A 24030-nucleotide genomic window follows, 5' to 3' on the forward strand; every position below is an offset into this window, starting at 1 on the left:
ACCATGAAAAACAAAACACTCGCGACTTGGTTGACCTTTTGGGGTGGCCCTTTGGGCCTGCACCGCTTTTACCTCAAAGGCTGGGGTGACACCTTGGGCTGGCTGCTGCCGCTGCCCACCGCGCTGGGCATTTACGGTTTTGAGCGCGTTAAAGCACTGGGGCTGGACGACCAGTTGAGCTGGCTGCTCATCCCGTTCCTGGGTTTCACCATTGCAGGCTGCGCCCTCAATGCCATCGTCTACGGGCTGATGTCTCCAGAAAAATGGAACGCCAGATTCAACCCGCAAGCCGAACCTGATGCAGTGCAAGGCCAGACCCACTGGAGCACCGTGATCGGCATCGCTACAGCCCTGCTGATTGGCACTGCCATTCTGATGTCCAGCCTGGCGTTCAGCTTTCAGCGCTATTTTGAATACCAGATTGAAGAAGCCCGTTTGATCAGCCAATGAAAAAAGCCGCCTGATTCAAATATCAGGCGGCTTTGATGACGAAGCCTCGTCAAATCAGCTCAGTGAGCCCCCGTGGGGTCATTCGAAGACCTGAAAACTGACCCAATAAGCGACTGCAGCCACAAAAGCGCTGGCAGGAATGGTCAAGACCCACGCCCAAATGATGTTGCCCGCCACGCCCCAGCGCACAGCGCTGGCACGTTGCGTCGAACCCACCCCCACAATGGCACCCGTGATGGTGTGCGTGGTGGAAACAGGAATGCCGAGCGCCGTCGCCAGGAACAAGGTCATGGCACCACCCGTCTCGGCACAAAACCCGCCGACCGGTTTGAGTTTGGTGATTTTTTGCCCCATGGTTTTCACAATGCGCCAGCCACCGAACATGGTGCCCAAGCCAATGGCCATGTAGCAACTGATGACCGTCCAGGTAGGGGGTGACTTGTCGGCCGTGCTGGCATAGCCTGTGGCAATCAACATCATCCAGATGATGCCGATGGTCTTTTGAGCATCGTTACCGCCATGGCCCAAACTGTATGCACCCGCAGAAACGAGCTGCAAACGACGGAACCATTTGTCCACCTTCGAAGGTCTGGAACGGCGGAAAATATGGGCCACCGCCACCATCATCAAAGAGCCCAGCAAGAACCCGAGCAAAGGTGAAACGAAGATGAAAGCCACTGTTTTCATGATGCCCGTGGACACCAAAGCCCCGGCACCGGCCTTCGCAATCACAGCGCCCACAATGCCGCCGATCAGGGCATGCGAAGAGCTGCTGGGAATGCCGTAGTACCAGGTGATGACGTTCCAGGTGATGGCCCCCACCAAAGCACCAAACACCACATGGGTGTCGACAATGCCAGGCTGAACAATGCCTTTGCCCACCGTGGCCGCCACACTGAGGTGGAAGATGAAAATGGCAACAAAGTTGAAGAAAGCGGCAAACACCACCGCTTGAGCCGGTTTGAGAACGCCCGTGGACACCACGGTCGCAATCGAGTTGGCGGCATCATGAAACCCGTTCATGAAGTCAAAAATCAACGCCAAGGCGACCAGCAAGATCACCACCCACAAGGCGGCTTGTACGGTTTCCATAGTCAGGACGTCCGGTTCTGGATCAAGAATTCTCGAGGACGATGCCCTCGATCTGGTTGGCCACGTCTTCACATTTGTCGGTGATCGTTTCCAACAGTTCGTAAATGGCCTTGAGCTTGATGATTTCGCGCACATCGGGTTCGTCACGGAACAGCTTGCTCATGGCGCTGCGCATCACGCGGTCAGCGTCCGACTCCAGGCGGTCGATTTCTTCGCAGGTCTTGAGTGCGGATTCGGCCACAGCAGGCTCACCGATGCGGGCCAGCAATTTGACGGCGTCTTGCACACGCTCACAGCAACGCACCGACAAATCGGTCAAACGGCTGATTTCTTCGGTCATGTGGCGCACGTCGTACAGCGCCATGGTTTCTGCGGAGTCCTGAATCAGATCGGCCACGTCGTCCATCAAGTTGATGAGGGCGTGGATTTGTTCACGGTCGATGGGGGTGATGAACGTGGTGTGGATCAGGCGGTTGACCTCTTGGGTCACGCGGTCTGCGGCGTGCTCGGCGTTGTCCACATCGCGGTTGTACTTTTCACGCAGGTGAACGTCGTTGTAATTGGCCACCAGGTTCGAGAAAGCCCGAGCCGCCTCCACAATGCGCTCTGCATGTTGGTTGAACAGTTCGAAGAAGTTGCCTTCTTTGGGCAGCAATTTGCCAAACAGCATGGTGAGCTCCTGATAATGAGAAAGTATTTAACGTGACAATTTTGTGACAGCGGCGAGTTTAACCGCTCAGTCTGCATTGGCCAGCGGAGAAATACTTACGCGCTTCGGAAAATGAAATAAACCGCCCCCACCATGCACAAAGCCGCCCACAGGTAATCCAGCTTGAACGGCTCTTTGAGGTAAAAAATCGCAAAGGGCACGAAAACGCTCAAGGTGATCACCTCTTGCATGATCTTGAGCTGGCCCACGCTGAATTGGGTGTGACCGATGCGGTTGGCAGGCACCTGGAACATGTATTCCAGCGAAGCGATGCCCCAGCTCACCAAGGCTGCCGCGTACCAAGGTGCCGTGGCCATATTCCGCAGGTGGCCATACCAGGCAAAAGTCATGAACACATTGCTGGCCAGCAAAAGCAAAATCGTCTGCAAGGAAATCGGCAGGCTGGTGAAAACCGTCATGGTGGGGGCTCCGGCAAAACACCGATGGACTGGCCTGACACGCGCGCCCAATCCTCAGTGGTCACGATGCTGGGCCACAAATCGGCCAAGGGGTACAGCACAAACGCCCGCTCACGCCAACGCGGGTGAGGCAAGGTCAAACGCGGGCTGTTCATCGTCGCCTGCCCATACATCAGCAAATCCAGGTCCAGTGTGCGTGGCGCGTTGACGTAGGGGCGCTCGCGCCCGGCCTGCTGTTCGATTGCCTGCAAGGCGTCCAGCAAAGCGGGCGCGCTCAAGCGGGTTTCGATTTGCGCGACCGCATTGATGAAGTCAGGCCCCTGGGCCTCAAAAGGTGCCGTGCGATAAAGCCGGGAACGCGCCAAGACACGCGTATCGGGCAGCCATGCCAACGCATCAAAGCTCTGCAACACCGTTTGCAGGGCGTTGCCCAAATTGGCCCCCAATGCCACATAAGCGGTCACGGGGTCTCGCAAGTTGGCCTCCATGAGCGGGAAGGCGCAGGCTTATTCAGCGCTGCCCGAATCCCCAGCCTGGTCGCCTGCTGCGCCGGGCTTGCGACGGCGGCGGCGGCGTTTTTTGGGCGCGCCATCATCGCCGGATTCGGGTGATGGGCTCACAGGCTGCGATGCAGCTGGGCCTGCCGCTTGCCGAGGCGCATCAGCGCCCTCAGGCCTTGGCGCACGGCGCACGCGGGGCTTGGCCGCTTGTGAGGCTTGTTGCTCGGCTTTGGCCGCCTGCACCAGGTCTTCGCGTTCCGAATCGCTGGCCATGCTGAACTCTTGCCACCAGTCGGCCAAGCGCACATCCACCTCTTCGATGTCGGCGCGCAAGCGCAAAAAGTCAAATCCGGCCCGAAAGCGCGGTTGCTCCACCAAGCCAAAGGGCGTGCTGCCCACACGCTTTTCAAAGCGCGGTTGCATCATCCAGATCTCGCGCATGTCTGCGGCCAGCTTGCCGCGCCCGGACACATCGCCAATGCGGGCGTCAAACACTTCGTCGATCGCGTCTTGCAAAGCGGGGTGCGGGTGCTCTTTGCGTGCCAGGCGCTTGGCCCAACCCTCACGCACATCGGCCCACAACACACAAGCCAGCAAAAAGCTCGGGGCGACGGGCTTGCCCTCGCCCACGCGGCGGTCGGTATCGGCCAAGGCCACTTGCACAAAAGCACTTTCAGCCCGCTCCACCACGACGTCGAGCAAGGGGTAAATGCCGGTGGCCAGTCCCAGTTTTTTCAGCTGCTCAATGGACGCCAAGGCATGCCCGGTTTGCAGCAGTTTGAGCATCTCGTCAAACAAGCGGCTTTGCGGCACATCGGCCAACAAGGTCGCAGACTGCGTCAGGGGTTTGGCGGTTTTGGCTTCGAGCTTGAAGCCCAAGGGGCTGAGCTTGGCGGCAAAACGCACCGCACGGATGATGCGCACCGGGTCTTCACGGTAACGCGCCACCGGGTCACCAATCATGCGCAACACACGCTTTTTGGCATCTGGGATGCCGCCGTGGTAGTCGACCACGATCTGCGACTCGGGGTCGTAGTACATGGCGTTGACAGTGAAATCACGGCGCGTGGCATCTTCGTCTTGCGGACCCCAGACGTTGTCGCGCAACACACGACCCGTCGAGTCGACCGCGTGGTGCATGCCTTCGAGCTGGCGCTTGCTGGTGCGCTCATTGCCTTTGACCTGCTCGGCTGCGGCATTGTCCAGGTGGGCGCGAAAGGTCGAGACCTCGATCACCTCGTTGTCACGGCCCCGGCCGTACACCACGTGCACGATGCGAAAGCGGCGACCGATGATGAATGCCCGGCGGAACAGGTTTTTGACCTGCTCGGGCGTGGCATCGGTGGCCACGTCAAAGTCTTTGGGCCGCAAGCCCAGCAGCAAGTCGCGCACAGCGCCACCCACGATGCAAGCCTCAAACCCGGCTTGCTGCAGGGTGCGCGTCACATTCACGGCGCGTTCGTCCACCAGGTTCGGGTCGATGCCATGCACCGATGCGGGCACTTCGGTGCGGCGGCCAAAATCTGGTTTGTTGCCTTGGGGCGATTTGCCCATCAGCTTGTTGATGAATTTTTTGATCATTCTTGAAAGAGTTCGAGGATGCGCCAGCCACGCTCTGTGGCCAGTTGACGCAACCGAGCGTCAGGGTTCGTTGCCACCGGATGGTGGGCTTTTTCCAAAAGAGGCAGGTCGTTCATGGAGTCCGAGTAGAAGGTCATCTCCACATCGCCCCAATCCAAGCCTTGCTGACTGAGCCACTGCGCGACCCGGATGACTTTACCTTCTCTGAATGAAGGGGTGCCTTGAATCTCGCCCGTGATCCAGCCTGTGGCATCGCGTTCGAGTTCCACGGCAATCAGCTCACTCACCCCGAAAGCTTGGGCAATCGGGCGGGTCACAAATTCGTTGGTGGCCGTCACGATCATGACCGTGTCACCTGCGTGCTGGTGCGATCGTACCAGCGCCAGCGCCTCGGGCGTGATGCGGGGCCGGATCACTTCGTCCATGTACCGCGCATGGGCCTGGGCTGCGGCCGTCGCACCCCGCTCGCGGGCGGCGCGGGTGGCAAAGCGCACGTAATCGTGAATGTCGAGTGTGCCCGCCTGGTAGTGGGCATAAAACTCGTCGTTGCGCTGGCTGAAAACGGCAGGGTCGTTCCAGCCCATTTCGGTCGTGAAAACACCCCAGGTATGGTCGGAATCCAGCGGCAACAGCGTGTGATCCAAATCGAACAACGCAAGTTTCATTCGTTCTCCAGCATGGCACGCACCAAGGGAATGGTCAGCGCGCGCTGCGTTTGCAAAGCATATTGATCCAGGTTGTCGAGCAATTGCATCAAGCTGCCCAGATCACGTGAAAAGCGGTTGAGCATGTAGGACATGACCTCGTCGCTCAAAAACAGGCCTCGGGCATCGGCCTCTTGGCGCAACACGGCTCGGCGCTCGGGCTCGTCCAGCACCTGTAGGGCGTTGATGTGCCCCCAGCCCAACCGGGTGCGCAAATCGTCGCGCAGTTTCAAATCGGCTGGCGGCAAAGCACCTGCGGCCAATACCCAGCGCGGCAAGCCCGTGCGAGGTGTCAGTGCGTTCACAAACCAGTTGAAGGCCGTGTGCTGCTGCTCGGTGTTGTACAGGTGCACATCGTCCATCAGCACCGCCGTCCAGTCGTCGTTGAACTCGGGTGGATTCAACGTGTAGGCATCCAGCCACCCGACTTGGGCGCCCTGCTCGCGGAGTGCGTGGTGAACCGCGTGCAACAAATGGGTTTTGCCTGAACCGTTCTCGCCCCAGAGGTAGCTGGGCACGGGCGAACGGCTGCTCGATGCCGTCCACAAACGCAAATGGTCCAATGCGGCCACATTGGGGCCTGCAAAAAAATTGTCCAGCGTGGGCGTTGACGCCAGGCCGATGTCCAAAGCCAGTTGCTTCATGCGGCGTCGGGCCCCTGTGCCGCACCCGCAGCAGCGCCAGAACCACTCTTTTGATACAGATCGCTTTGCAGGTATTGACCACGCAAACGGCGCAAGCCCACCAGCAAGACAGCGCTGGCAGGCAAGGCCATCAGCACACCCACAAAACCCAGCACCTGGCCAAATGCCATCAAGGCCAATATGACGGCCAATGGATGCAGGCCAATGCGCTCACCGACCAAGCGAGGCGTGAGCAAAAAACTCTCAATCAGCTGGCCCAGGCCAAACACGACCGCCACCATGACCAAGGCCTGAGAAGATGCAAACTGAAGCAGGCCCGCCAACAAGGCCAGCACCAAACCCAGGCCAAAACCCAGATACGGCACAAACACCGCCAAACCTGTGAAGACACCGATGGGCAAGGCCAGATCCAAGCCAAACAACCTCAAGCCCGCGGCATAAAACACCGCCAAAGCCAGCATGACCAGCAACTGGCCACGCAAATATTCGCCCAGCACCGAGTCGCTTTCCTGCATGAAGCTGTCAAAACCGGCACGCCAGGCAGGCGGCACCAATTCGAGGATGCTGTTCACCAGGCGTGCCCAGTCATTCAACAAATAAAACAAGGCCACGGGCACCAGCACCACATAACCCATCAAAGCCAATGCGGCATTGCCCCCCACCTTCAGTGAAGACATGAGCGGCGCCCACCAGTCTTCGCGGTTGGCCCCAAGGTAAGTGACCAACTGGGTTTTCAAATCACGCAAATCAAGGGAGATGTTCAGCCCCAATGGGCTCAACAAGGGGTTGAGCACATCGCCCAAGCGATCAAGCAACAAGGGCAATTGCTGCTGAAGCAAAGGCCACTCCCGAACCAGAACGGGCACCAACAACAACAAAATACCCAGCAGCGCCAAAATGGCAAAGGCTTCAACCAGCACAACGGCCAGCGCGCGAGGCAATCGGCCCTTGGCCAAAGCTTCCAGCCGAAGCACCAGCGGGTGCAGCACATAGGCCATGACGGCAGCAATCACGAAGGGTGCCAAGACCGGTGCCAGCAACCAGAAAACCAAGGCAGCGACCAAGGCCAAGCCAAGCCAGGCAGCCAGACGGGTCATCAAAAATGGGAGGGGTGCTTGCACGGTGGTCTCGTCTTTTGCGGCAGGTCAGCCGAAGCGGTCAGGGTCAACCCTTAAAATAGACCTTGATTTTAGTCTGCCAACCCGTTTATTGGCCCTCCACCCCCTATTTACATGCCCCATTTGGGCCAAAACCATGAGTCAAACTCCACTTTCCTACAAAGACGCAGGCGTCGACATCGTTGCAGGCGATGCCTTGGTCGAGCGCATCAAGCCATTGGCCAAGAAAACCATGCGCGAAGGCGTGCTGGCGGGTATCGGCGGTTTTGGCGCGCTGTTTGAAGTGCCCAAGCGCTACAAAGAACCGGTGCTGGTGAGCGGCACCGACGGTGTGGGCACCAAGCTGAAGCTGGCATTTGAATGGAACATGCACGACACGGTGGGGATCGACCTGGTGGCCATGAGTGTGAACGACGTGCTGGTGCAAGGCGCCGAGCCCCTGTTCTTCCTCGACTACTTTGCCTGCGGCAAGCTGGATGTGGACACGGCAGCCGCTGTGGTCGGCGGCATTGCCAAAGGCTGTGAGTTGTCGGGTTGTGCCCTGATCGGAGGCGAAACCGCCGAGATGCCTGGCATGTACCCCGCTGGCGAATACGACCTGGCCGGTTTTGCGGTCGGTGCGGTCGAAAAATCGAAAATCCTCACGGGCCAGAACGTCAAGGCCGGTGACGTGGTGCTGGGTTTGGCGTCGAGCGGCGTGCACTCCAACGGCTTCAGCCTGGTGCGCAAGTGCATTGAGCGCGCAGGCAGCAACGCCCCCGCCACACTGGACGGCAAACCTTTCAAGCAAGCCCTGATGGAGCCCACCCGCCTGTACGTGCTGAACGTTCTGGCTGCCTTGGCCAAGCACCCGAACACAGAAGGTGCCTCTGGCATCAAGGCACTGGCCCACATCACGGGCGGCGGTTTGCTCGAAAACATCCCCCGCGTGTTGCCCGAAGGCCTGGCCGCTCACCTGCAAAAAGGCAGCTGGCCCCAGACCGAGCTGTTCGCCTGGCTGCAAAAGACCGCCGGCATCGACGACACCGAGATGAACCGCACCTTCAACAACGGCATTGGCATGGTGGTGGTGGTGGATGCGGCTGATGCTGAGGCCTGCGCCCAAACCCTGCGCGCAGCGGGTGAGCAGGTGTACGTCATCGGCAAGATTGCCCCTCAGGGCAGCGGCGCTCAGGTCGTGGTCGCCTGAGACCGGCAACCCTCAGGTGCTTGAGAGTTCGCTGATGCGGTCTCTCAGCGCATCCTGATCGGGTGCCAAAGGCTCGGCTTGCAAATACATTTGCAAATCCTGCAAGGCCTCGTGCTTGCGCCCCAGCTCTGCCAAGACCAAACCACGGTCACGCCGCTCCGACCAGATCTCGGGCAAGAGCACAACCAATCTGTCGAGCACGCTCAGCATGCGTGGCCAGTCTTCTTGTGAGCGGAAGATTTCTTTCAAGTTGCGCAGCATGCGGGCCAACAAATCACGGGGGGGGCAGGGCTGCAAATAAAGGCCCAAAGGCGTTTCCCCATCGTCCAGATCGGCACCCGACGCGGCATCCATGGCATCACGATAAGGCCCCAAGCGCTCTGCCAGGTTGTCAACACCCAACGAGTCCCCGGTCAAGGGGTCCAGCACCACCAAGCCCCCCTGCAGCGTGACCTTGACCAAAAAATGGCCCGGAAATGAAACCCCTTGGGCATGCAAGCCAAGCCCTTGGGCCAACTCCAGCCAGATCACGGCCAGCGAAATCGGCAGGCCTCTTCGGGTGCGCAGCACTTCGTGCAAATAGCTGTTTTCCGGGGCGTAGTAATTGTTGGCATTGACACCGAAACCCATGTCTTTGTAAAAAACCTGGGTCAAGATGGCCAAGCGCGTCAGATCGTCTGCGTCCGCAGGCAAGCGGGCTTTGGCTTTTTTGAACAAGCGCGCCACATCGTCCAGCACATGCTGCACATCCAGATCAGGCTCTTCGTCTTGTGCCAGGCTGGCTGCGGCCTCCAGCAAGGGAAAATGCGCATCGCTTTGCACCAGACTGGCAAAGTATTCCAAGGGCGTCGGCGCAGCAAAGCTCAAGTTCATGAATCGACGCCTTCAACGCTTCAAAAATGCCTTCAGGCGCAAGCCCGTGACCCACAAAGCACCAAAAAACACCACAGCAGAGGCGGACATGACCAGCACCATCCACCCGATGCGCAAGCCCGCATTTTGCCGCAGCGCCACCCAAGGCAGCTCATGCGCAGCAAAGGCCAGCAGCAAGGTCAGCAGCCCCGTGGCCAGCACCACCTGCAACACAAAACGCAGCCAACCCGGCTGCGGCTTGTAACTGCCTCGGCGCAGCAAGCCCACCAACAGCCAGAGTGCATTGACCAAAGCCCCCAAACCGATCGACAGCGCCAGCCCGGCATGGGCCAGATACGGCACCAGCAACAGATTGAAGACTTGCGTCAAAACCAGCACAAACACCGCAATGCGAACCGGCGTGCGGATGTCCTGGCTGGCGTAATAGCCAGGTGCCAGCACCTTGATGGCCACCAACCCGAGCAAGCCCACGCCATAGCCAGTCAGGGCCAACGTGGTTTGCTGAACATCGCGGTCGGTGAACGCGCCATAGTGGTACAGCACCGACACCAGCGGCTGCGAAAACACCAACAAAGCCGCAGCACAGGGCAAGGTCAACAACAGGACCAGGCGCAAACCCCAATCGAGCATGGCGGCGTAGCGATCGCTGTCGCCTGTGGCTTTGGCTGCGGCCAGTTGCGGCATCAGCACGACGCCCAGCGCCACACCCAGCATGGCGGTGGGGAACTCCATCAAACGATCGGCATAGGTCAGCCAGCTGACGCTTCCCGGCGCCAGGTGCGAAGCAATTTGGGTGTTGATGAGCAAGGAAATTTGCGCCACACCCACACCCAGCAAGGCCGGTGCCATGAGGCGCAAGATGTTGCGTGTGGCCGGATTGGTCCAGGCTTTTTTGATCGCTGCGGGGCCCAGCCCCAAACGCGGCAACAAACCCAGACGGTGCAGTGCCGGAATTTGCACCGCCAGTTGCAGGAAGCCCCCCACCATGACCCCTGCGGGCAGCGCGTAAATGGCTTCAATCCCTTGACGGGCCAGCCAAGGCGACAAAAGCCAGGCGGCGGCAATCACACTCACGTTCAACAGCACCGGCGTGGCAGCTGGCACAGCAAAGCGTCGCCAGGTGTTCAGAACGCCCGCTGACAAAGCCACCATGGACATGAAGGCGATGTAGGGGAACATCCAGCGGGTCATGTTGACGGCAGAGGCGTAGCCCCGGGCGTCTTGCTGCAAACCGCTGGCCAAAGCCCAAACCAGCCAGGGTGACGCCAGCACACCCAAAATAGACACCAGCAGCACCGACCAGGCCAAGGCCGTGGCCACGCTGTCGATCACATCTTTGGTGGCTTCGTCACCGTACTGGGCACGGTTGGCGGCCAAAACAGGCACAAAAGCCTGGCTGAAAGCACCTTCAGCAAACAGCCGACGGAACAAATTGGGAATCCGGAAGGCCACATTGAAGGCATCGGTCAAGGCGCTGGCACCAAAGGCCGACGCAATGAGCAGCTCGCGCACCAAGCCCGTGACCCGGGAGGCCAGGGTGAAAATCGACACGACAGAGGCAGAACGTAGGAGGCTCACAGAGGGCGAGTGTAGCGGCCCTGAGCTTGGCAACGGTTCGCTTGAGGAGATAAATCTCCGGGGAAAGACCGCATATCTGCTAGAATGCTCGGTTCGCTGGACATCATCCTCAGACATTGAAAGAATTTATATATGGCATCCGCTAAACCAAAAAAGAAAAACCCCCGTCTTGCTTCCGGCCGTAAACGCGTCCGTCAAGATGTCAAAATCAACGCCGCGAACTCTTCGCTGCGCTCCAAATACCGCACTGCTGTGAAAAACGTCGAAAAAGCCGTTGCAGCTGGCGACAAGACCAAAGCCACAGAGTTGTTTGCCAAAATGCAAACCGTGGTGGACATCATTGCCGACAAGGGCATCTTCCACAAAAACAAGGCTGCTCGTGACAAGAGCCGTCTGAGCGCCAAAGTCAAGACTTTGGCTCTCGCCGCAGCCTGATCCGCTCCAACAGATCAACAGCCCGGCAGGGCCTAGCCCCTGCCGCCGTTTGAAACGGGTGCGCTGTCCGCGAAAACTGAACCGCCTTGGTGCAAACCTTGGCGGTTTTTTCATGGGCGCTCGGAATCCGCTGGGAGCAGGGCATTGGCGAGTTCCTCATGATTCGCTTCGCTCATAAAATCGTCACCCGCCAATGCCCTGCCCCCAGCTCAACAAGCTGAAAATAAAAAACCGCCCGAAGGCGGTGGGTCATGTGGTCTTATTTTTTGGGAGGTGGGTCGGGCAGCAGACAAGCTTCGGCCACTTGCAAGTGGTTGTCACGGGCGAAGTTCATCACGAAGTCCCAAGCCATCACGTCGTAGTCGCGCAGATCGTGGTGCACCACCACACATTTGACGTTGCCCATCGTGGTGGGAATGCACCAAGGCGAATAGCTCAGATGGCTGCCGGGTATCGCCCCGCCGGGGCGGAATTGGCTCATCACGCCTGCCAAGCGCTCAGCCCAGTCGCTAGGACGGAATGTCTTTCCGTCCTGAGTCAAACCCAGGATAAAGACTTCTTTGGCAGAGTTGGAGACCATCGGATAGAGGGGTTAGTCAAGGGAGCGCAGAGTTCGGGATCGCCGCCCTCTGGTTTACCCGGGTATTGTATCTTATATAAGACTTGAAACCTGCTTGTAACTTGGCAGCACACCCTGAACACCTTTCAAACTGGCTCGGTATTTCTGCCTCTAAAATCTGGTTTCAGCGGCCCTCTTCGTTGGGCCGATTTTTATTTCAGGAGTTCACGCATGTCCGCTTTCATTGAAGCCGCCTCACCGCACACCATGAACACCTATGGCCGACTGCCGATCGCACTCAGCCATGGTCAGGGGTGCCGAGTTTGGGACGTCAATGGCAAGGTGTATCTGGACGCGTTGGCTGGCATCGCAGTGAACACCCTGGGTCACAACCACCCCGACCTGGTGCCTGCCCTGCAAGACCAAATCGGCAAGATGATCCACAGCTGCAACTACTTCCATGTGCCCAACGCCGAAGTGCTGGCAGCCAAGTTGGTCGAGTTGTCGGGCATGACGAATGTGTTTTTCTGCTGCACAGGCCTCGAAGCCAACGAAGCAGCCATCAAACTGGCACGCAAATTCGGTCACGACAAGGGCATCGAGAAGCCCGAAATCGTGGTCTACGAAAAGGCCTTTCATGGCCGCAGCATTGCCACACTGAGCGCCACAGCGAATGAAAAGCTCAAAACCGGCTTTGGCCCCATGCTCGAAGGTTTTGTGCGCGTGCCGGTCAACGACATCGAAGCCCTGAAAAAAGCCACAGAAGGCAACCCCAACGTGGTGGCGGTGTTCATGGAGACCATTCAGGGCGAAGGCGGCGTCAACCCCATGCGCATCGAATACCTGAAACAAGTGCGCGCCCTGTGCGACCAGAAAGACTGGCTGATGATGATCGACGAGGTGCAGTGCGGCATGGGCCGTACCGGCAAATGGTTTGCCCACCAGTGGGCCGGTATCGTCCCTGACGTGATGCCACTGGCCAAAGGCCTGGGTTCGGGCGTGCCAATTGGCGCGGTGGTAGCGGGCCCCAAAGCCGCCAACATCTTCCAGCCCGGCAACCACGGCACCACTTTTGGCGGCAACCCGCTGGCCATGCGTGCAGGAGTCGAGACCATCCGCATCATGGAAAAAGACGGCCTCATGGCCAACGCAGCGCGGGTCGGCGACCATCTGCGCGGCGCCCTTGAAAAAGCCCTCGCTGGCGTTCAAGGCGTCAAGAAAATCCGTGGCCAAGGCCTGATGCTGGGCGTGGAACTTGACCGCCCCTGCGGCGCCATCTGGAGCCGCTCAGCCGAAGCGGGTCTGCTGCTCAGCGTCACCGCAGACAGCGTGATCCGTCTGGTGCCCCCGCTGATCATGACCGAGGCCGAAGCCGACGAAGTGGTGGCCATTCTGGCGCCCTTGATCAAGACCTTTTTGGCAGAAAAACCATGAGTGCATCCGCCCCAGTGCCCGTGCGGCATTATCTGCAGTTCACTGACCTGAGCGCCGACGAGTACACACACGTTTTGACACGTGCCGCCGAAATCAAGCGCAAGTTCAAGGCCTACGAAAAATACCACCCACTGGCTGACCGCACGTTGGCCATGATCTTTGAAAAAGCCAGCACCCGCACCCGCGTGAGCTTTGAAGCGGGCATGTACCAGCTCGGCGGCTCGGTGGTGCACCTGACCACCGGCGACAGCCAGCTGGGCCGTTCCGAGCCGATCGAAGACAGTGCCCGCGTCATCAGCCGCATGACCGACATCGTCATGATCCGCACCTATGGGCAAGACAAGATCGAGCGCTTTGCCTCGCACTCGCGTGTGCCGGTGATCAACGGCCTGACCAACGAATTCCACCCCTGCCAGATCCTGGCCGACCTGTTCACCCTGCTGGAGCACCGGGGTCTGGACGCCCAGGGCCAACCCGACCCGTCTTACCTGAAGGGCAAAGTGGTGGCCTGGGTGGGTGACGGCAACAACATGGCCAACACCTGGCTGCAGGCAGCCGAGTTGCTGGGGTTCACGGTGCACCTGAGCACACCCAGCGGCTACGAAGTGGACCAAGCCGTGGCCGGTTTGCGCAGTGCCGACAGCTACAAAATCTTCAAAGACCCCGAAGACGCCTGCCGTGGCGCCGACCTGGTCACCACCGACGTATGGACCAGCATGGGCTACGAGGCCGAGAACGAAGCGCGCAAAAAAGCCTTTGCCGATTGGTGCGTGGACGAAGCGATGATGAAAGTCGCCAAGCCCGATGCCCTGTTCATGCACTGTCTGCCCGCCCACCGAGGCGAAGAAGTCAGCGCCGAAGTCATCGACGGTCCGCAATCGGTCGTCTGGGACGAGGCCGAAAACCGCATGCATGTGCAAAAAGCACTGATGGAATTTTTGCTGCTCGGCCGTGTGAACGCCTGACCCGCATGAGCCAGTGCACCACCTGCGGCGCTTGCTGCGCCAGCTTCCGGGTGGATTTTTCGGTTTACGAATACGAAGAGGGCGGTGGCGATGTGCCCGTAGGCCTCGCTTCGCCCATCACCGAGCACACCTGCCGCATGCGCGGCACCGACCACAGCCCGCCCCGGTGCGCGGCGCTGTATGGCAAAACCGGCGAAAAAGCCATTTGCGGGATTTACGAATGGCGGCCCTCGCCTTGCCGTGAATTTGAAGAAGGCAGCCCGGCTTGCGAGCAAGCGCGCCGCCGCCATGGCCTGCCTGCGCTGAACGTCTAAAGTCTTTTTGATGGGTGTTGGAAATAACCGACACCATGGTTTTTTAGGGGGTGCTACCTTCGCACACCATGAAAAAACTTTGGGACATTTCTCCACCTGTCGATGCCAGCAGCCCGGTCTTTCCGGGTGACACGCCTTACACCCAGCAATGGGCCGCCACACTGTCTGACGCATGCCCCGTCAACGTGAGCGCCATCAGCCTGTCGCCCCATGTGGGCGCGCACGCCGATGCGCCGCTGCATTACGACCCGCAAGGCGCGGCTGTCGGCGCTTTGGACCTGACGCCCTTTCTGGGCCATTGCCGCGTGATCCACGCGCTGGACGCGGGGCCCTTGATCACCGTCGCGCATTTGCAGCACGCCCTGAACGAGGTGCCTGCGCGGGTGCTGGTGCGCACCTGCCGCCAGTTTCCAAGCCAACACTTCGACACCCAACTCACCGCCTTCCACCCGGACACCGTGCAACACCTGGCCGACTTGGGCGTGCAACTGATCGGCATCGACAGCGCCAGCATCGACCCGGCCGACAGCAAGCAGCTCCCCAGCCACCAGGTGATCCAGCAACGCGGCCTGCGCGTGCTGGAAAACCTGCTGCTCGACGACGTGCCCGAAGGCGATTACGAACTGATCGCCCTGCCCCTGAAACTGATGACCGCCGATGCCAGCCCGGTGCGTGCGGTTTTGCGCGAACTTTAAAAGCCTTTTGAAAGCCCCCCTCATGATGAGCCTCACCCCCACCTTGCAAGACTGCGAACTGCTGGACCTGCAAGACCCGCTGCGCAGTCTGCGCGAACAATTCGATTTGCCCGCTGGCGTGATCTACCTGGATGGCAACTCGCTGGGCGTGATGCCCAAAACCGCCCCAGCCCGCGTGGCCCACGCCGTCACCCAGGAATGGGGGCAAGACCTGATCCAAAGCTGGAACAGCGCAGGCTGGTTCACCCTGCCCCAGCGCGTGGGCGACAAAATCGCCCGCGTCATTGGTGCGAAAGCAGGCGAAGTGGTGGCGGCAGATAGCACCTCCATCAACCTGTTCAAAGTGCTGGCCGCCGCGCTGCACATGGCCGCCGCTGACCACCCAAACAAGAAGAAGATCGTCAGCGAACGCAGCAACTTTCCGACGGACCTTTACATCGCCGAAGCCCTGTGCAAAGAGCGCGGTTTCACCTTGCAACTGGTCGAAGCGGCAGACATTCCTGCCGCGCTGCAGGCCGACGTGGCGGTGCTGATGCTCACGCACGTCAACTACCGCACCGGGGCCATGCACGACATGCAGGCGGTGACGGCACAAGCCCACGCACAAGGCATCTTGACGGTGTGGGACCTGGCGCACAGCGCGGGTGCTGTGCCTGTGGACCTGAACGGCTCGGGTGCCGACTTTGCCGTGGGCTGCGGCTACAAATACCTCAACGGCGGCCCCGGTGCACCGGCTTTTGTGTGGGTGCACCCTCAACATACCGACCGCTTCTGGCAACCACTGGCCGGCTGGTGGGGCCACGCCGCACCGTTCGCCTTCACGCCCGACTACCAACCGGCCAAGGGCATCACGCGCTACCAGTGCGGCACGCAACCCATCTTGAGCCTCACGGCGCTCGACTGCGGTCTGGACACCATGCTGGCCGCCGAGCCCCTGGGCGGCATGGCGGCGCTGCGCCAAAAGTCACTGGCACTCACCGGCTTGTTCATGCAACTGGTGCGCACGCGCCTGCACGGCCATGGCTTTGGCATTGCCACCCCCACACAAGAAGCCCTGCGCGGTTCGCAAGTGAGCCTGACCCGTTCAGAAGGTGCCTACGCCATCGTGCAGGCCCTGATCGCGCGCGGCGTGATCGGTGACTTCCGTGCAGGCGATGGCGGGCAACACGCCGACATCCTGCGCTTTGGCTTCACGCCGCTGTACATCGGCTACGCCGACGTGTGGAACGCTGCCGAGCAGCTGTGCCAAGTCATGGCCAGCGGCGAATGGCAAGACGCCCGCTTTGCCCAAAAACACGCCGTGACCTGAAAGGCCCGCCATGAGTTCCTGCCCTTTCTCCTCCACCCCCAACACGACCCGCTCAGCCCAAGGCGAGCGCATCGTGCACGAAGAAAAAGCCCAACTCGACTTTGACGGTCGCATGAGCTACGGCGATTACCTGCAGCTCGACGCCATCCTGAACGCGCAACAACCGCTCTCGCCCGACCACAACGAGATGCTGTTCATCGTGCAGCACCAAACCAGCGAGCTGTGGATGAAGCTGATGCTGCACGAGCTGCAGGCGGCCATCCGCAACATCGCATCCGACGAACTGCCCGATGCCTTCAAAAAGCTCGCCCGCGTCAGCAAGATCATGGAACAACTGGTGCACGCCTGGGACGTGCTGGCCACCATGACACCGCCTGAGTACAGCGCCATCCGCCCCTACCTGGCGCAATCCAGCGGTTTTCAAAGCTGGCAATACCGCTGCATCGAGTTTTCGATGGGCAACAAGAATGCCGCCATGCTGCAACCGCACGCGCACCGCCCTGACCTGTCGGCCATCGTGCAGGCGGCCTACGAAGCGCCTTCGCTGTACGACGAATGCCTGCGCCTTTTGAAACGACGTGGCTTGGCCGTGCCCGACAGCCACACCCAGCGCGACTGGCGCCAGGCCTACCCCGCCAGCGACGCGGTGGAAAACGCCTGGCTCATGGTCTACCGCGACCCCAAGCAACACTGGGACTTGTACCAACTGGGCGAAGAGCTGACCGATCTGGAAGACGCTTTTCGCTTGTGGCGCTTTCGCCATGTGACCACGGTGGAACGCGTGATTGGCTTCAAACGGGGCACTGGGGGCACCGGCGGTGTGAGCTATCTGCGCAAAATGCTCGATGTGGTGCTCTTCCCCGAAATCTGGACGCTGCGCACGCAACTGTGAAGTGACTGACCCTGCACGGCGCAACAGGTGACAAACAAGTCCATTCATTTGCACTAACATGCCTGCTTCCATCACTGGGGAGACACCGTGCAACTGAACATCAACGGCGAAAGCCGCACCGCCAACGCCGACCCGAGCATGCCCTTGCTGTGGGTACTGCGCGATGAACTGAACCTCACGGGCACCAAATTCGGCTGCGGCGTGGCCGCTTGCGGGGCTTGCACGGTGCATGTGGACGGCCAGCCCGTGCGCTCTTGCGTGATGCCGGTGTCTGCGGCGGCGAATCAAAAAATCCGGACCATTGAATCCCTAGGCACGCCAGACAAACCCCACCCCCTGCAAGCGGCCTGGATCGCCGAGCAAGTGCCGCAATGCGGCTACTGCCAAAGCGGCATGCTGATGGCGGCTGCCACCCTGCTGGACAAAAACCCCAAGCCCTCAGACGCCGACATTGACGCGGCCATGACCAATTTGTGCCGCTGCGGCACTTACCAGCGCGTGCGTGCGGCCATTCACCGGGCTGCAAAAAGCATGCAATCTCCCGCCAACCAGAAAGGCGGTGCCGCATGAAACGCCGTACCTGGATCTTGAGCGCCCTGGGCGCAACCGGCGCACTGGTCGTTGGCTGGGGCGTGATGCCTGCCCGTTCGCGCATGGGCTCACCCGAGCTGATGCTCAAAACCGAAGGCGATGTGGCCCTGAACGGCTGGATCAAGATCGCCAAGGATGGCGGCGTTGTGCTGGCCATGCCCCGCAGCGAGATGGGCCAAGGCGTGCACACCGCGCTGGCCATGCTGGTGGCCGAAGAACTCGATGTGCCTCTGAACCGTGTGCGCCTGGAGCAAGCGGGCGCCGACAGCATTTACGGCAACGTCGCCATGCTGGTGGCCAGCCTGCCCTTTCACCCACTGGACAGCGAAGGCGAGCACAAACCCGTCAAGATCAAAATGGGCGAGTGGCTGGTGGGCAAGATCGCCCGCGAACTGGGCATCAACGCCACCGGGGGCTCTTCCACCATCGCCGACCTGTGGGACCCTCTGCGCATGGCGGCTGCCACTGCACGGGCCAGCCTGATGCAAGCTGCCGCTGCCGCGTGGCAAGTACCCGCCAACGACATCACCATCGCTGACGGCCTGATGAAGCACGTTTCAGGCAAGTCCGCACACTTCGGGGACATGGCCGCAGGCGCTGCAGGCGCCACGCCCCAGGGCATCAGCACCAAAGCCCGCCAGGACTGGAAGCTGATCGGCCAGTCCACCGCGCGCACCGACATCCCGAGCAAGGTCACAGGAAAAGCCCAATTTGGCCTGGATGTGCGCCTGCCCGGCATGTTGTTTGCCGCCGTGCGCATGAACCCTGTGCTGGGCGGCACGGCCACGTCCATGGACACGAAAGCCGCTTTGGCCATCGCCGGGGTGGAAAAAGTCGTGCCGCTGGACGCCTGGGGCGGCGGCACAGGTGGCCTGGCCGTGGTCGGCAAAAGCACCTGGCATGCCCGTCAGGGCGCCCAGGCGGTGCAAGTGCAGTGGCCCGCCACCGGCACCGGGGCTGATTTCGGCGCTGTAGACACCACCCGCATCCAGGCCGATTTGCTCAAGGCCTTGAACACCGAAAGCGGCTTCACCTTCCACGAACAAGGTGTGCCCACCCAGGCCGAAAAAGCCGCCGCCAACCGCATCGACGCGCTCTACCAAGCGCCCTATCTGGCCCACGCCACCATGGAGCCGATGAACTGCACCGCGCAAGTCAAGGACGGCCGGGTGGAGGTCTGGGTGCCCACCCAGGTGCCGCAAATGGCCTGCGCCATGGCGGCCAAAGTCGCGGGCGTGAAAGAAGACCAAGTCACTGTGCATGTGACGCTCTTGGGCGGGGGTTTTGGCCGCAGGCTCGAAGTCGACTTTGTCGGCCAGGCCGTGCAAGTGGCCATGGCCTGCCAAGGCGCACCGGTGCAGCTGAGCTGGTCGCGTGAAGAAGACATGGGGCATGACTTTTACCGCCCCATGCATTTGGCCAAATTCCAGGCTTCCTTGGACGACAAAGGCGAAGTCACCAGCCTGCGCATCAAGTCGGCGGGCGACGCCATCACCCCGCGCTGGATGGCCCGTGCTGCGCCCCATTTGTCCGGCCCCATCGACATGCCCGACAAAACCGCCTCGGAAGGCCTGTTCGATCTGCCCTATGGCTTTGCGAGCCAGCACATGAGCCATGTGGCCACCAAGTCCGGCGTGCCCGTGGGTTTTTGGCGCTCGGTGGGCCATTCACACAACGCCTTCTTCTCGGAAAGCTTCATCGACGAACTGGCCGTGGCCACGAAACAAGACCCATTGGCCTTTCGCCTGAACTGGCTAAAGGACGCACCGCGCTACGCCGCCGTGCTGAAACTCGCTGCCGACAAAGCGGGCTGGGGCAAGCCCTTGCCCGCTGGCCGTGCCCAAGGCATTGCGTTGCACGAATCGTTTGGCTCCATCACGGCGCAAGTCGCCGAGGTGTCGCTGGCCCAAGGTCAGATCCGCGTGCACCACGTGGTCTGCGCGATCGACTGCGGCACCGTGGTCAACCCGGGCACTGTGGCCCAGCAAGTGGAAAGCAGCGTGATCTACGGCCTGAGCGCCGCCCTCTTCGGCAAGATCGACATCGTGGCGGGCGTGGTGCAGCAAAGCAACTTTCCGAGCTACCCCTTGGTCACGCTCAGCCAGGCCCCGTTGGTGGAAACCCACATCGTGCCCAGCACCCGCCACCCCGCTGGCGTGGGCGAACCGGCGGTGCCGCCCGTGGCTCCAGCAGTGGGCAACGCCTTGTTTGCACTCACAGGCAAGCGGCTGAGGGCGTTGCCTTTGGTGGTTTGAGCAGCAAGCTTACAGCTGTGGGCCTTGGCCGTAGAGCCAAGGCACATCCATCAAGCGCTCGCCCATGAGCTGCATCGACAGGTTGCGGCCCATGGCCACCAAGCCTTGGGCGTGGAAGATTTGCCCATTGCGAATCGCCCGGGCTTGGACGCGGGCGTTGCGGGCCCAGCGCTGATCGGCATAGGTCTGCAAGCGCTGCGCCACGCTGCCCGTGCCTTGGGCCAGGCACTGCGCCAGCACCTGCGCGTCTTCGATCGCCATGCCTGCGCCCTGCGCCAGATAGGGTCGCATCGGATGCGCCGCATCGCCAAGCAAAGCCACCCGGCCTTGTGCCATCTGGCTGGCCGCGCTCACAGGGGCACGGTCGTGCAAGGCCCATTGCCGCCAAGACGAAATCGAGCCCAGACGCTCATGCAAATCTTGGCCCACTGCGTCTGAAACTGAACCCATGGCCTGCATCAGCGCTTGGGTATCGCCTGCAGCGTCCCAAGCATCGGTTTGCGTTGGTTTCTCGCCGTGCACGATGGCGATCACATTGAGCCATTCGCCGCCACGCACCGGGTAATGCACCACATGCAGGCGCGGCCCCATCCAGACCGTGACATCCTCCGTGCGCAAATGCGCTGGCAGATCAGCCTGTGCTACCAAGGCCCGGTACGCCAAGTGCCCGGTGAAGCGCGCAGTTTCGTCGGCCAGCAATTGCTGGCGAACAGCGCTCCACACACCATCGGCCCCGACCAGCGCATCGGCCTGCCAGCTGCGCCCATCTGAGGTGCGCACGTCAAGTCTGTCTTTTGATTCGTGCCAGCCCGCCACCGCCTGCCCCAGGCCCACATCGACACCTGCCGACTTCACCGCTTCGTCCAACAAACCCTGCAAATCCGCCCGATGCACCGTAGCGTAAGGCGCGCCATACAGCGCCTGCGCCCTGTCCCCCAAACGCAGCGTGCCCAGCACCTGCCCGGTCTGGGCGTCCCGCGCCTGCAAGCGCTTCGGAAAAGCCGCCACCTGCGCCAGCGCCGCCCCCAAGCCCCAGGACTGCAAGATGCGCGTCACATTCGGCCCGATCTGGATGCCTGCGCCCACCTCACTCAGCTGCGCGGCCCGCTCCAGCAGCTGCACCGGCACGCCCTGCCGCGCGCAGGCCAAAGCCGCCGCCAGCCCGCCAATGCCACCACCTGCGATCACCACCGGATTGCACTCATTTCTTGTCATAGGTCAATTGTGCCCCGGCTTGAAGGACTCAAAAAATTAGAAAATCGAAGGCTATGACGACGATCAAATCCCCCGAACTTTTATTGCCTGCAGGCTCGCTCGACAAAATGCGCGCCGCCTACGACTTTGGTGCCGACGCCATCTATGCAGGCCAACCCCGCTACAGCCTGCGGGCGCGCAACAACGAATTCAAGCTGGAGCAAATCGGCATCGGCATTGCCGAAGCCCACGCCCGGGGCAAAAAGTTTTTCGTCACCAGCAACCTGCTGCCGCACAACGACAAGGTGCGCACCTACCTGCGCGACATCGAACCGGTGATCGCCATGAAGCCCGACGCCCTGATCATGGCCGATCCCGGCCTGATCATGATGGTGCGCGAGAAATGGCCAGAGATGCCCATCCACCTCTCTGTGCAGGCCAACACCGTCAACTGGGCGGCGGTCAAGTTCTGGCAAAAAATGGGCGTGGCCCGCATCATCTTGAGCCGTGAACTGAGCCTGGACGAAGTCGAGAAAATCCGCCAGGAATGCCCCGACATGGAGCTGGAGGTGTTCGTGCACGGCGCGCTGTGCATCGCGTATTCGGGCCGCTGCCTGTTGTCGGGCTACTTCAACCGGCGCGACCCCAACCAAGGCACCTGCACCAACGCCTGCCGCTGGAGCTACGGCACACAAGAAGCCACCGACGAAACCGACTCCGGCGAGGTCAAACCCACCCGCATGGAAGGCGACTTCAGCTTTGAACAAGAACAAGTTGCCGCCGAAAAAAACTTCTCCGCCTGCGGCGACGGCCAGCGCCACCCCGCTGCCGACAAGGTGTACCTGATCGAAGAGGCCAACCGGCCCGGTGCGCTCATGCCCATCATGGAAGACGAGCACGGCACCTACATCATGAACAGCAAAGACCTGCGCGCCGTCGAGCTGATCGAGCGTTTGGTCAAGATCGGGGTGGACTCGCTCAAGATCGAAGGCCGCACCAAGAGCCTGTATTACGTCAGCCGCACCGCGCAGGTGTACCGCCGCGCCATCGACGACGCCGTGGCCGGTCGCCCCTTCAACCCCGAGCTCATCAGCGAACTCGACGGCCTGGCCTCACGCGGCTACACCTCGGGCTTTCTGGAGCGCCGCCCCGCGCAGGACTACCAGAACTACGAAACCGGCCACTCGGTGGGCCACCGCAGCCAGTTCGTGGGCGAAGTGCGCTCGGTGGGCGACGGCTGGGCGCTGGTCGAAACCAAAAACAAATTCTCGGTCGGCGACACCATCGAAATCATCCACCCCAGCGGCAACCGCAAAGTGCCGCTCGCGCAAATGAAAAGCGAAAAAGGCGAAGCGATTGACGTGGCTCCCGGTAGTCCGCTCAAAGTCTGGATTCCCATCGACGGCCCCGCCGAAGGGGCCCTGATCGCGCGGATGTTCTGAGCCCGATTTCAACGCCCGTTCAATGGGTAAGCGGGGTCGTTGTAACCGGGTGTCGAGGGATGCCCCGGTGCCACCAGCGCGTTGACCACCGCTTCGTCTTCGGCAGTGATTTCAACATCCAACGCCGCCGCGTAGTCTTGCCACTGCGCCAGCGTTCGGGGGCCCGCGATGACCGCGCTCACATGGCGATTGGCCAAGACCCAGGCCGTGGCAAAGTGCGCCAGAGACACGCCCTTGCGTTCACAGTGCTGACGCAGGGTTTGCGCCACCTGCAATGACTCTTCTCGGAACTCGGTTTCCATGATGCGTTTGTCAGCCCTGGCCGCCCGACTGCCCTCTGACGGCTCTTGGCCGGGTGCATATTTGCCCGTCAACACACCGCGCGCAATGGGGCTGTAGGGCACCACGCCCAAACCATAATGCCCGCAGGCTTCCAGAATTTCCACCTCGGGCATGCGGTTGAGCAAGTTGTAATAAGGCTGGCACACCACGGGGCCGGGCATGTTCATCTGGCGAGCCATGTTGACCAGTTCGGCGATGCGCCAGCCGCGAAAATTGGAGACGCCCCAGTAGCGAATCTTGCCGTCGCGCAACAAGGTGTCGATGGCCCGCAAAGGCTCCTCCAGATCCATGCCGTTGTAGTCACGGTGCAGGTAATAAATGTCCAGATGGTCTGTGCCCAAGCGGCGAAGACTGCCCTCGCACGCACGCATCACCCAACTGCGCGAGTAACGCCCCTCATTGGGCAAGGACGACATGGGGTTGCCCAATTTGCTGGCCAACACCCATCGGTGACGCTGTGTGGACAGCAACTGCCCCAGCATTTCTTCTGACTTGCCCAGGCTGTACACATCGGCGGTATCGATGAAGTTGCAGCCCAAGGTCAACGCGTGGTCCAGAATGCTTCGGGCCTCATCCAGCGGGGTCTGGTCCGCAAACATCATGGAGCCCACACACAGGCGGGACACTTGCAACGGGCTCTTGCCCAGATTGACGTACTTCATGGCAAAGCCTTGGGTGGAAGTTGTGGCTCACAAAGACTAAACCATTTGCCGTGCCCGAACTGTCACTTGTGCATGAACATGAAA

25 protein-coding genes are annotated in these 24030 nt (G+C 60.8%); 12 read left to right on the top strand and 13 right to left on the bottom strand.

Translation table 11 applies throughout. The annotated features are described in order from the left end of the window. The first annotated feature begins 3 nt into the window (after positions 1-3). The gene (locus ACZ5VE_RS10615; protein ID WP_464455142.1) at positions 4-450 is read left to right on the top strand and encodes a TM2 domain-containing protein; all 447 of its coding nucleotides are present in this window, start codon (positions 4-6) and stop codon (positions 448-450) included. 78 nt (positions 451-528) lie between these two features. Here the strand turns inward: ACZ5VE_RS10615 and ACZ5VE_RS10620 are convergent, their stop codons facing one another. The 8 genes from ACZ5VE_RS10620 to ACZ5VE_RS10655 all read right to left on the bottom strand — a co-directional run bounded on the left by ACZ5VE_RS10620 (position 529) and on the right by ACZ5VE_RS10655 (position 7196). Then, positions 529-1542 (bottom strand): anion permease, encoded by a 1014-nt coding sequence (locus ACZ5VE_RS10620; protein ID WP_464455143.1) that lies wholly within the window; start codon positions 1540-1542, stop codon positions 529-531. Between the two features lie 22 nt (positions 1543-1564). After that, complete coding sequence (locus ACZ5VE_RS10625) at positions 1565-2212, bottom strand: DUF47 domain-containing protein (RefSeq protein WP_019430387.1); 648 nt, start codon at positions 2210-2212, stop codon at positions 1565-1567. Positions 2213-2307: 95 nt separating this feature from the next. Beyond that, positions 2308-2670: a DMT family protein gene (locus tag ACZ5VE_RS10630; RefSeq protein ID WP_464455144.1), complete on the bottom strand. Its 363-nt coding sequence runs from the start codon at positions 2668-2670 to the stop codon at positions 2308-2310. Next, a complete protein-coding gene (gene folK, locus ACZ5VE_RS10635) occupies positions 2667-3158 on the bottom strand; it encodes a 2-amino-4-hydroxy-6-hydroxymethyldihydropteridine diphosphokinase (protein WP_464455145.1) in 492 nt (163 codons plus the stop codon). The genes ACZ5VE_RS10630 and folK overlap by 4 nt, the downstream gene beginning before the upstream one ends. 18 nt (positions 3159-3176) lie before the next feature. Beyond that, positions 3177-4751, bottom strand: coding sequence for a polynucleotide adenylyltransferase PcnB (gene pcnB / locus ACZ5VE_RS10640; protein WP_464455146.1), 1575 nt, complete (start codon positions 4749-4751; stop codon positions 3177-3179). Continuing rightward, on the bottom strand, positions 4748-5416 hold the full coding sequence (locus ACZ5VE_RS10645) for a histidinol-phosphatase (RefSeq protein ID WP_464455147.1): 669 nt from the start codon (positions 5414-5416) through the stop codon (positions 4748-4750). Before ACZ5VE_RS10645 ends, pcnB begins: the two co-directional genes overlap by 4 nt. Continuing rightward, positions 5413-6099 (bottom strand): DnaA regulatory inactivator Hda, encoded by a 687-nt coding sequence (hda, locus tag ACZ5VE_RS10650; protein ID WP_464455148.1) that lies wholly within the window; start codon positions 6097-6099, stop codon positions 5413-5415. The genes ACZ5VE_RS10645 and hda overlap by 4 nt, the downstream gene beginning before the upstream one ends. Beyond that, on the bottom strand, positions 6096-7196 hold the full coding sequence (locus tag ACZ5VE_RS10655) for an AI-2E family transporter (RefSeq protein WP_464457479.1): 1101 nt from the start codon (positions 7194-7196) through the stop codon (positions 6096-6098). Before ACZ5VE_RS10655 ends, hda begins: the two co-directional genes overlap by 4 nt. Before the next feature lie 157 nt (positions 7197-7353). Here ACZ5VE_RS10655 and purM point away from each other — a divergent pair, with 157 nt between their 5' ends. Further along, positions 7354-8406 (top strand): phosphoribosylformylglycinamidine cyclo-ligase, encoded by a 1053-nt coding sequence (gene purM / locus ACZ5VE_RS10660; RefSeq protein WP_464455149.1) that lies wholly within the window; start codon positions 7354-7356, stop codon positions 8404-8406. Between the two features lie 12 nt (positions 8407-8418). Here the strand turns inward: purM and ACZ5VE_RS10665 are convergent, their stop codons facing one another. Together ACZ5VE_RS10665 and murJ are read right to left on the bottom strand one after the other, a co-directional pair. Then, on the bottom strand, positions 8419-9279 hold the full coding sequence (locus ACZ5VE_RS10665; protein WP_464455150.1) for a SirB1 family protein: 861 nt from the start codon (positions 9277-9279) through the stop codon (positions 8419-8421). Between the two features lie 12 nt (positions 9280-9291). Beyond that, the gene (murJ, locus tag ACZ5VE_RS10670) at positions 9292-10857 is read right to left on the bottom strand and encodes a murein biosynthesis integral membrane protein MurJ (protein ID WP_464455151.1); all 1566 of its coding nucleotides are present in this window, start codon (positions 10855-10857) and stop codon (positions 9292-9294) included. A gap of 132 nt (positions 10858-10989) precedes the next feature. On the opposite strand from murJ, the gene rpsT reads away from it, so the two are divergent. Then, complete coding sequence (gene rpsT, locus ACZ5VE_RS10675) at positions 10990-11292, top strand: 30S ribosomal protein S20 (protein ID WP_019430397.1); 303 nt, start codon at positions 10990-10992, stop codon at positions 11290-11292. A gap of 259 nt (positions 11293-11551) precedes the next feature. On the opposite strand, the gene ACZ5VE_RS10680 is transcribed toward rpsT, so the two are convergent. Continuing rightward, on the bottom strand, positions 11552-11872 hold the full coding sequence (locus tag ACZ5VE_RS10680; protein WP_464455152.1) for a DUF3579 domain-containing protein: 321 nt from the start codon (positions 11870-11872) through the stop codon (positions 11552-11554). Positions 11873-12082: 210 nt separating this feature from the next. Here ACZ5VE_RS10680 and ACZ5VE_RS10685 point away from each other — a divergent pair, with 210 nt between their 5' ends. The 8 genes from ACZ5VE_RS10685 to ACZ5VE_RS10720 all read left to right on the top strand — a co-directional run bounded on the left by ACZ5VE_RS10685 (position 12083) and on the right by ACZ5VE_RS10720 (position 20306). After that, positions 12083-13285 carry an acetylornithine/succinylornithine family transaminase gene (locus tag ACZ5VE_RS10685; RefSeq protein ID WP_464455153.1) on the top strand — a complete coding sequence of 401 codons (1203 nt, stop codon included), beginning with the start codon at positions 12083-12085 and terminating at the stop codon, positions 13283-13285. After that, positions 13282-14250 carry an ornithine carbamoyltransferase gene (gene argF / locus ACZ5VE_RS10690; protein ID WP_464455154.1) on the top strand — a complete coding sequence of 323 codons (969 nt, stop codon included), beginning with the start codon at positions 13282-13284 and terminating at the stop codon, positions 14248-14250. The genes ACZ5VE_RS10685 and argF overlap by 4 nt, the downstream gene beginning before the upstream one ends. 5 nt (positions 14251-14255) lie before the next feature. Then, complete coding sequence (locus ACZ5VE_RS10695) at positions 14256-14564, top strand: YkgJ family cysteine cluster protein (protein WP_464455155.1); 309 nt, start codon at positions 14256-14258, stop codon at positions 14562-14564. A 68-nt stretch (positions 14565-14632) separates the two neighbouring features. Then, the gene (kynB, locus tag ACZ5VE_RS10700) at positions 14633-15259 is read left to right on the top strand and encodes an arylformamidase (protein WP_464455156.1); all 627 of its coding nucleotides are present in this window, start codon (positions 14633-14635) and stop codon (positions 15257-15259) included. A gap of 22 nt (positions 15260-15281) precedes the next feature. Beyond that, complete coding sequence (kynU, locus tag ACZ5VE_RS10705) at positions 15282-16568, top strand: kynureninase (protein ID WP_464455157.1); 1287 nt, start codon at positions 15282-15284, stop codon at positions 16566-16568. 10 nt (positions 16569-16578) lie between these two features. Next, on the top strand, positions 16579-17460 hold the full coding sequence (gene kynA, locus ACZ5VE_RS10710; RefSeq protein ID WP_464455158.1) for a tryptophan 2,3-dioxygenase: 882 nt from the start codon (positions 16579-16581) through the stop codon (positions 17458-17460). An 87-nt stretch (positions 17461-17547) separates the two neighbouring features. Beyond that, entirely contained in the window at positions 17548-18030 is a 483-nt protein-coding gene (locus ACZ5VE_RS10715; RefSeq protein ID WP_464455159.1) for a (2Fe-2S)-binding protein, read from the top strand. Further along, entirely contained in the window at positions 18027-20306 is a 2280-nt protein-coding gene (locus ACZ5VE_RS10720) for a xanthine dehydrogenase family protein molybdopterin-binding subunit (protein ID WP_464455160.1), read from the top strand. Before ACZ5VE_RS10715 ends, ACZ5VE_RS10720 begins: the two co-directional genes overlap by 4 nt. A 9-nt stretch (positions 20307-20315) precedes the next feature. On the opposite strand, the gene ACZ5VE_RS10725 is transcribed toward ACZ5VE_RS10720, so the two are convergent. Further along, positions 20316-21521, bottom strand: a complete 1206-nt coding sequence (locus tag ACZ5VE_RS10725) for an FAD-dependent monooxygenase (protein WP_464455161.1) — start codon at positions 21519-21521, stop codon at positions 20316-20318. A gap of 53 nt (positions 21522-21574) precedes the next feature. On the opposite strand from ACZ5VE_RS10725, the gene trhP reads away from it, so the two are divergent. After that, positions 21575-22942 carry a prephenate-dependent tRNA uridine(34) hydroxylase TrhP gene (gene trhP / locus ACZ5VE_RS10730; protein ID WP_464455162.1) on the top strand — a complete coding sequence of 456 codons (1368 nt, stop codon included), beginning with the start codon at positions 21575-21577 and terminating at the stop codon, positions 22940-22942. A gap of 8 nt (positions 22943-22950) precedes the next feature. Here the strand turns inward: trhP and ACZ5VE_RS10735 are convergent, their stop codons facing one another. Beyond that, the gene (locus ACZ5VE_RS10735; RefSeq protein ID WP_464455163.1) at positions 22951-23946 is read right to left on the bottom strand and encodes an aldo/keto reductase; all 996 of its coding nucleotides are present in this window, start codon (positions 23944-23946) and stop codon (positions 22951-22953) included. Positions 23947-24030: the final 84 nt, after the last annotated feature.

The sequence above is a fragment of the Limnohabitans sp. INBF003 genome (assembly GCF_055396645.1).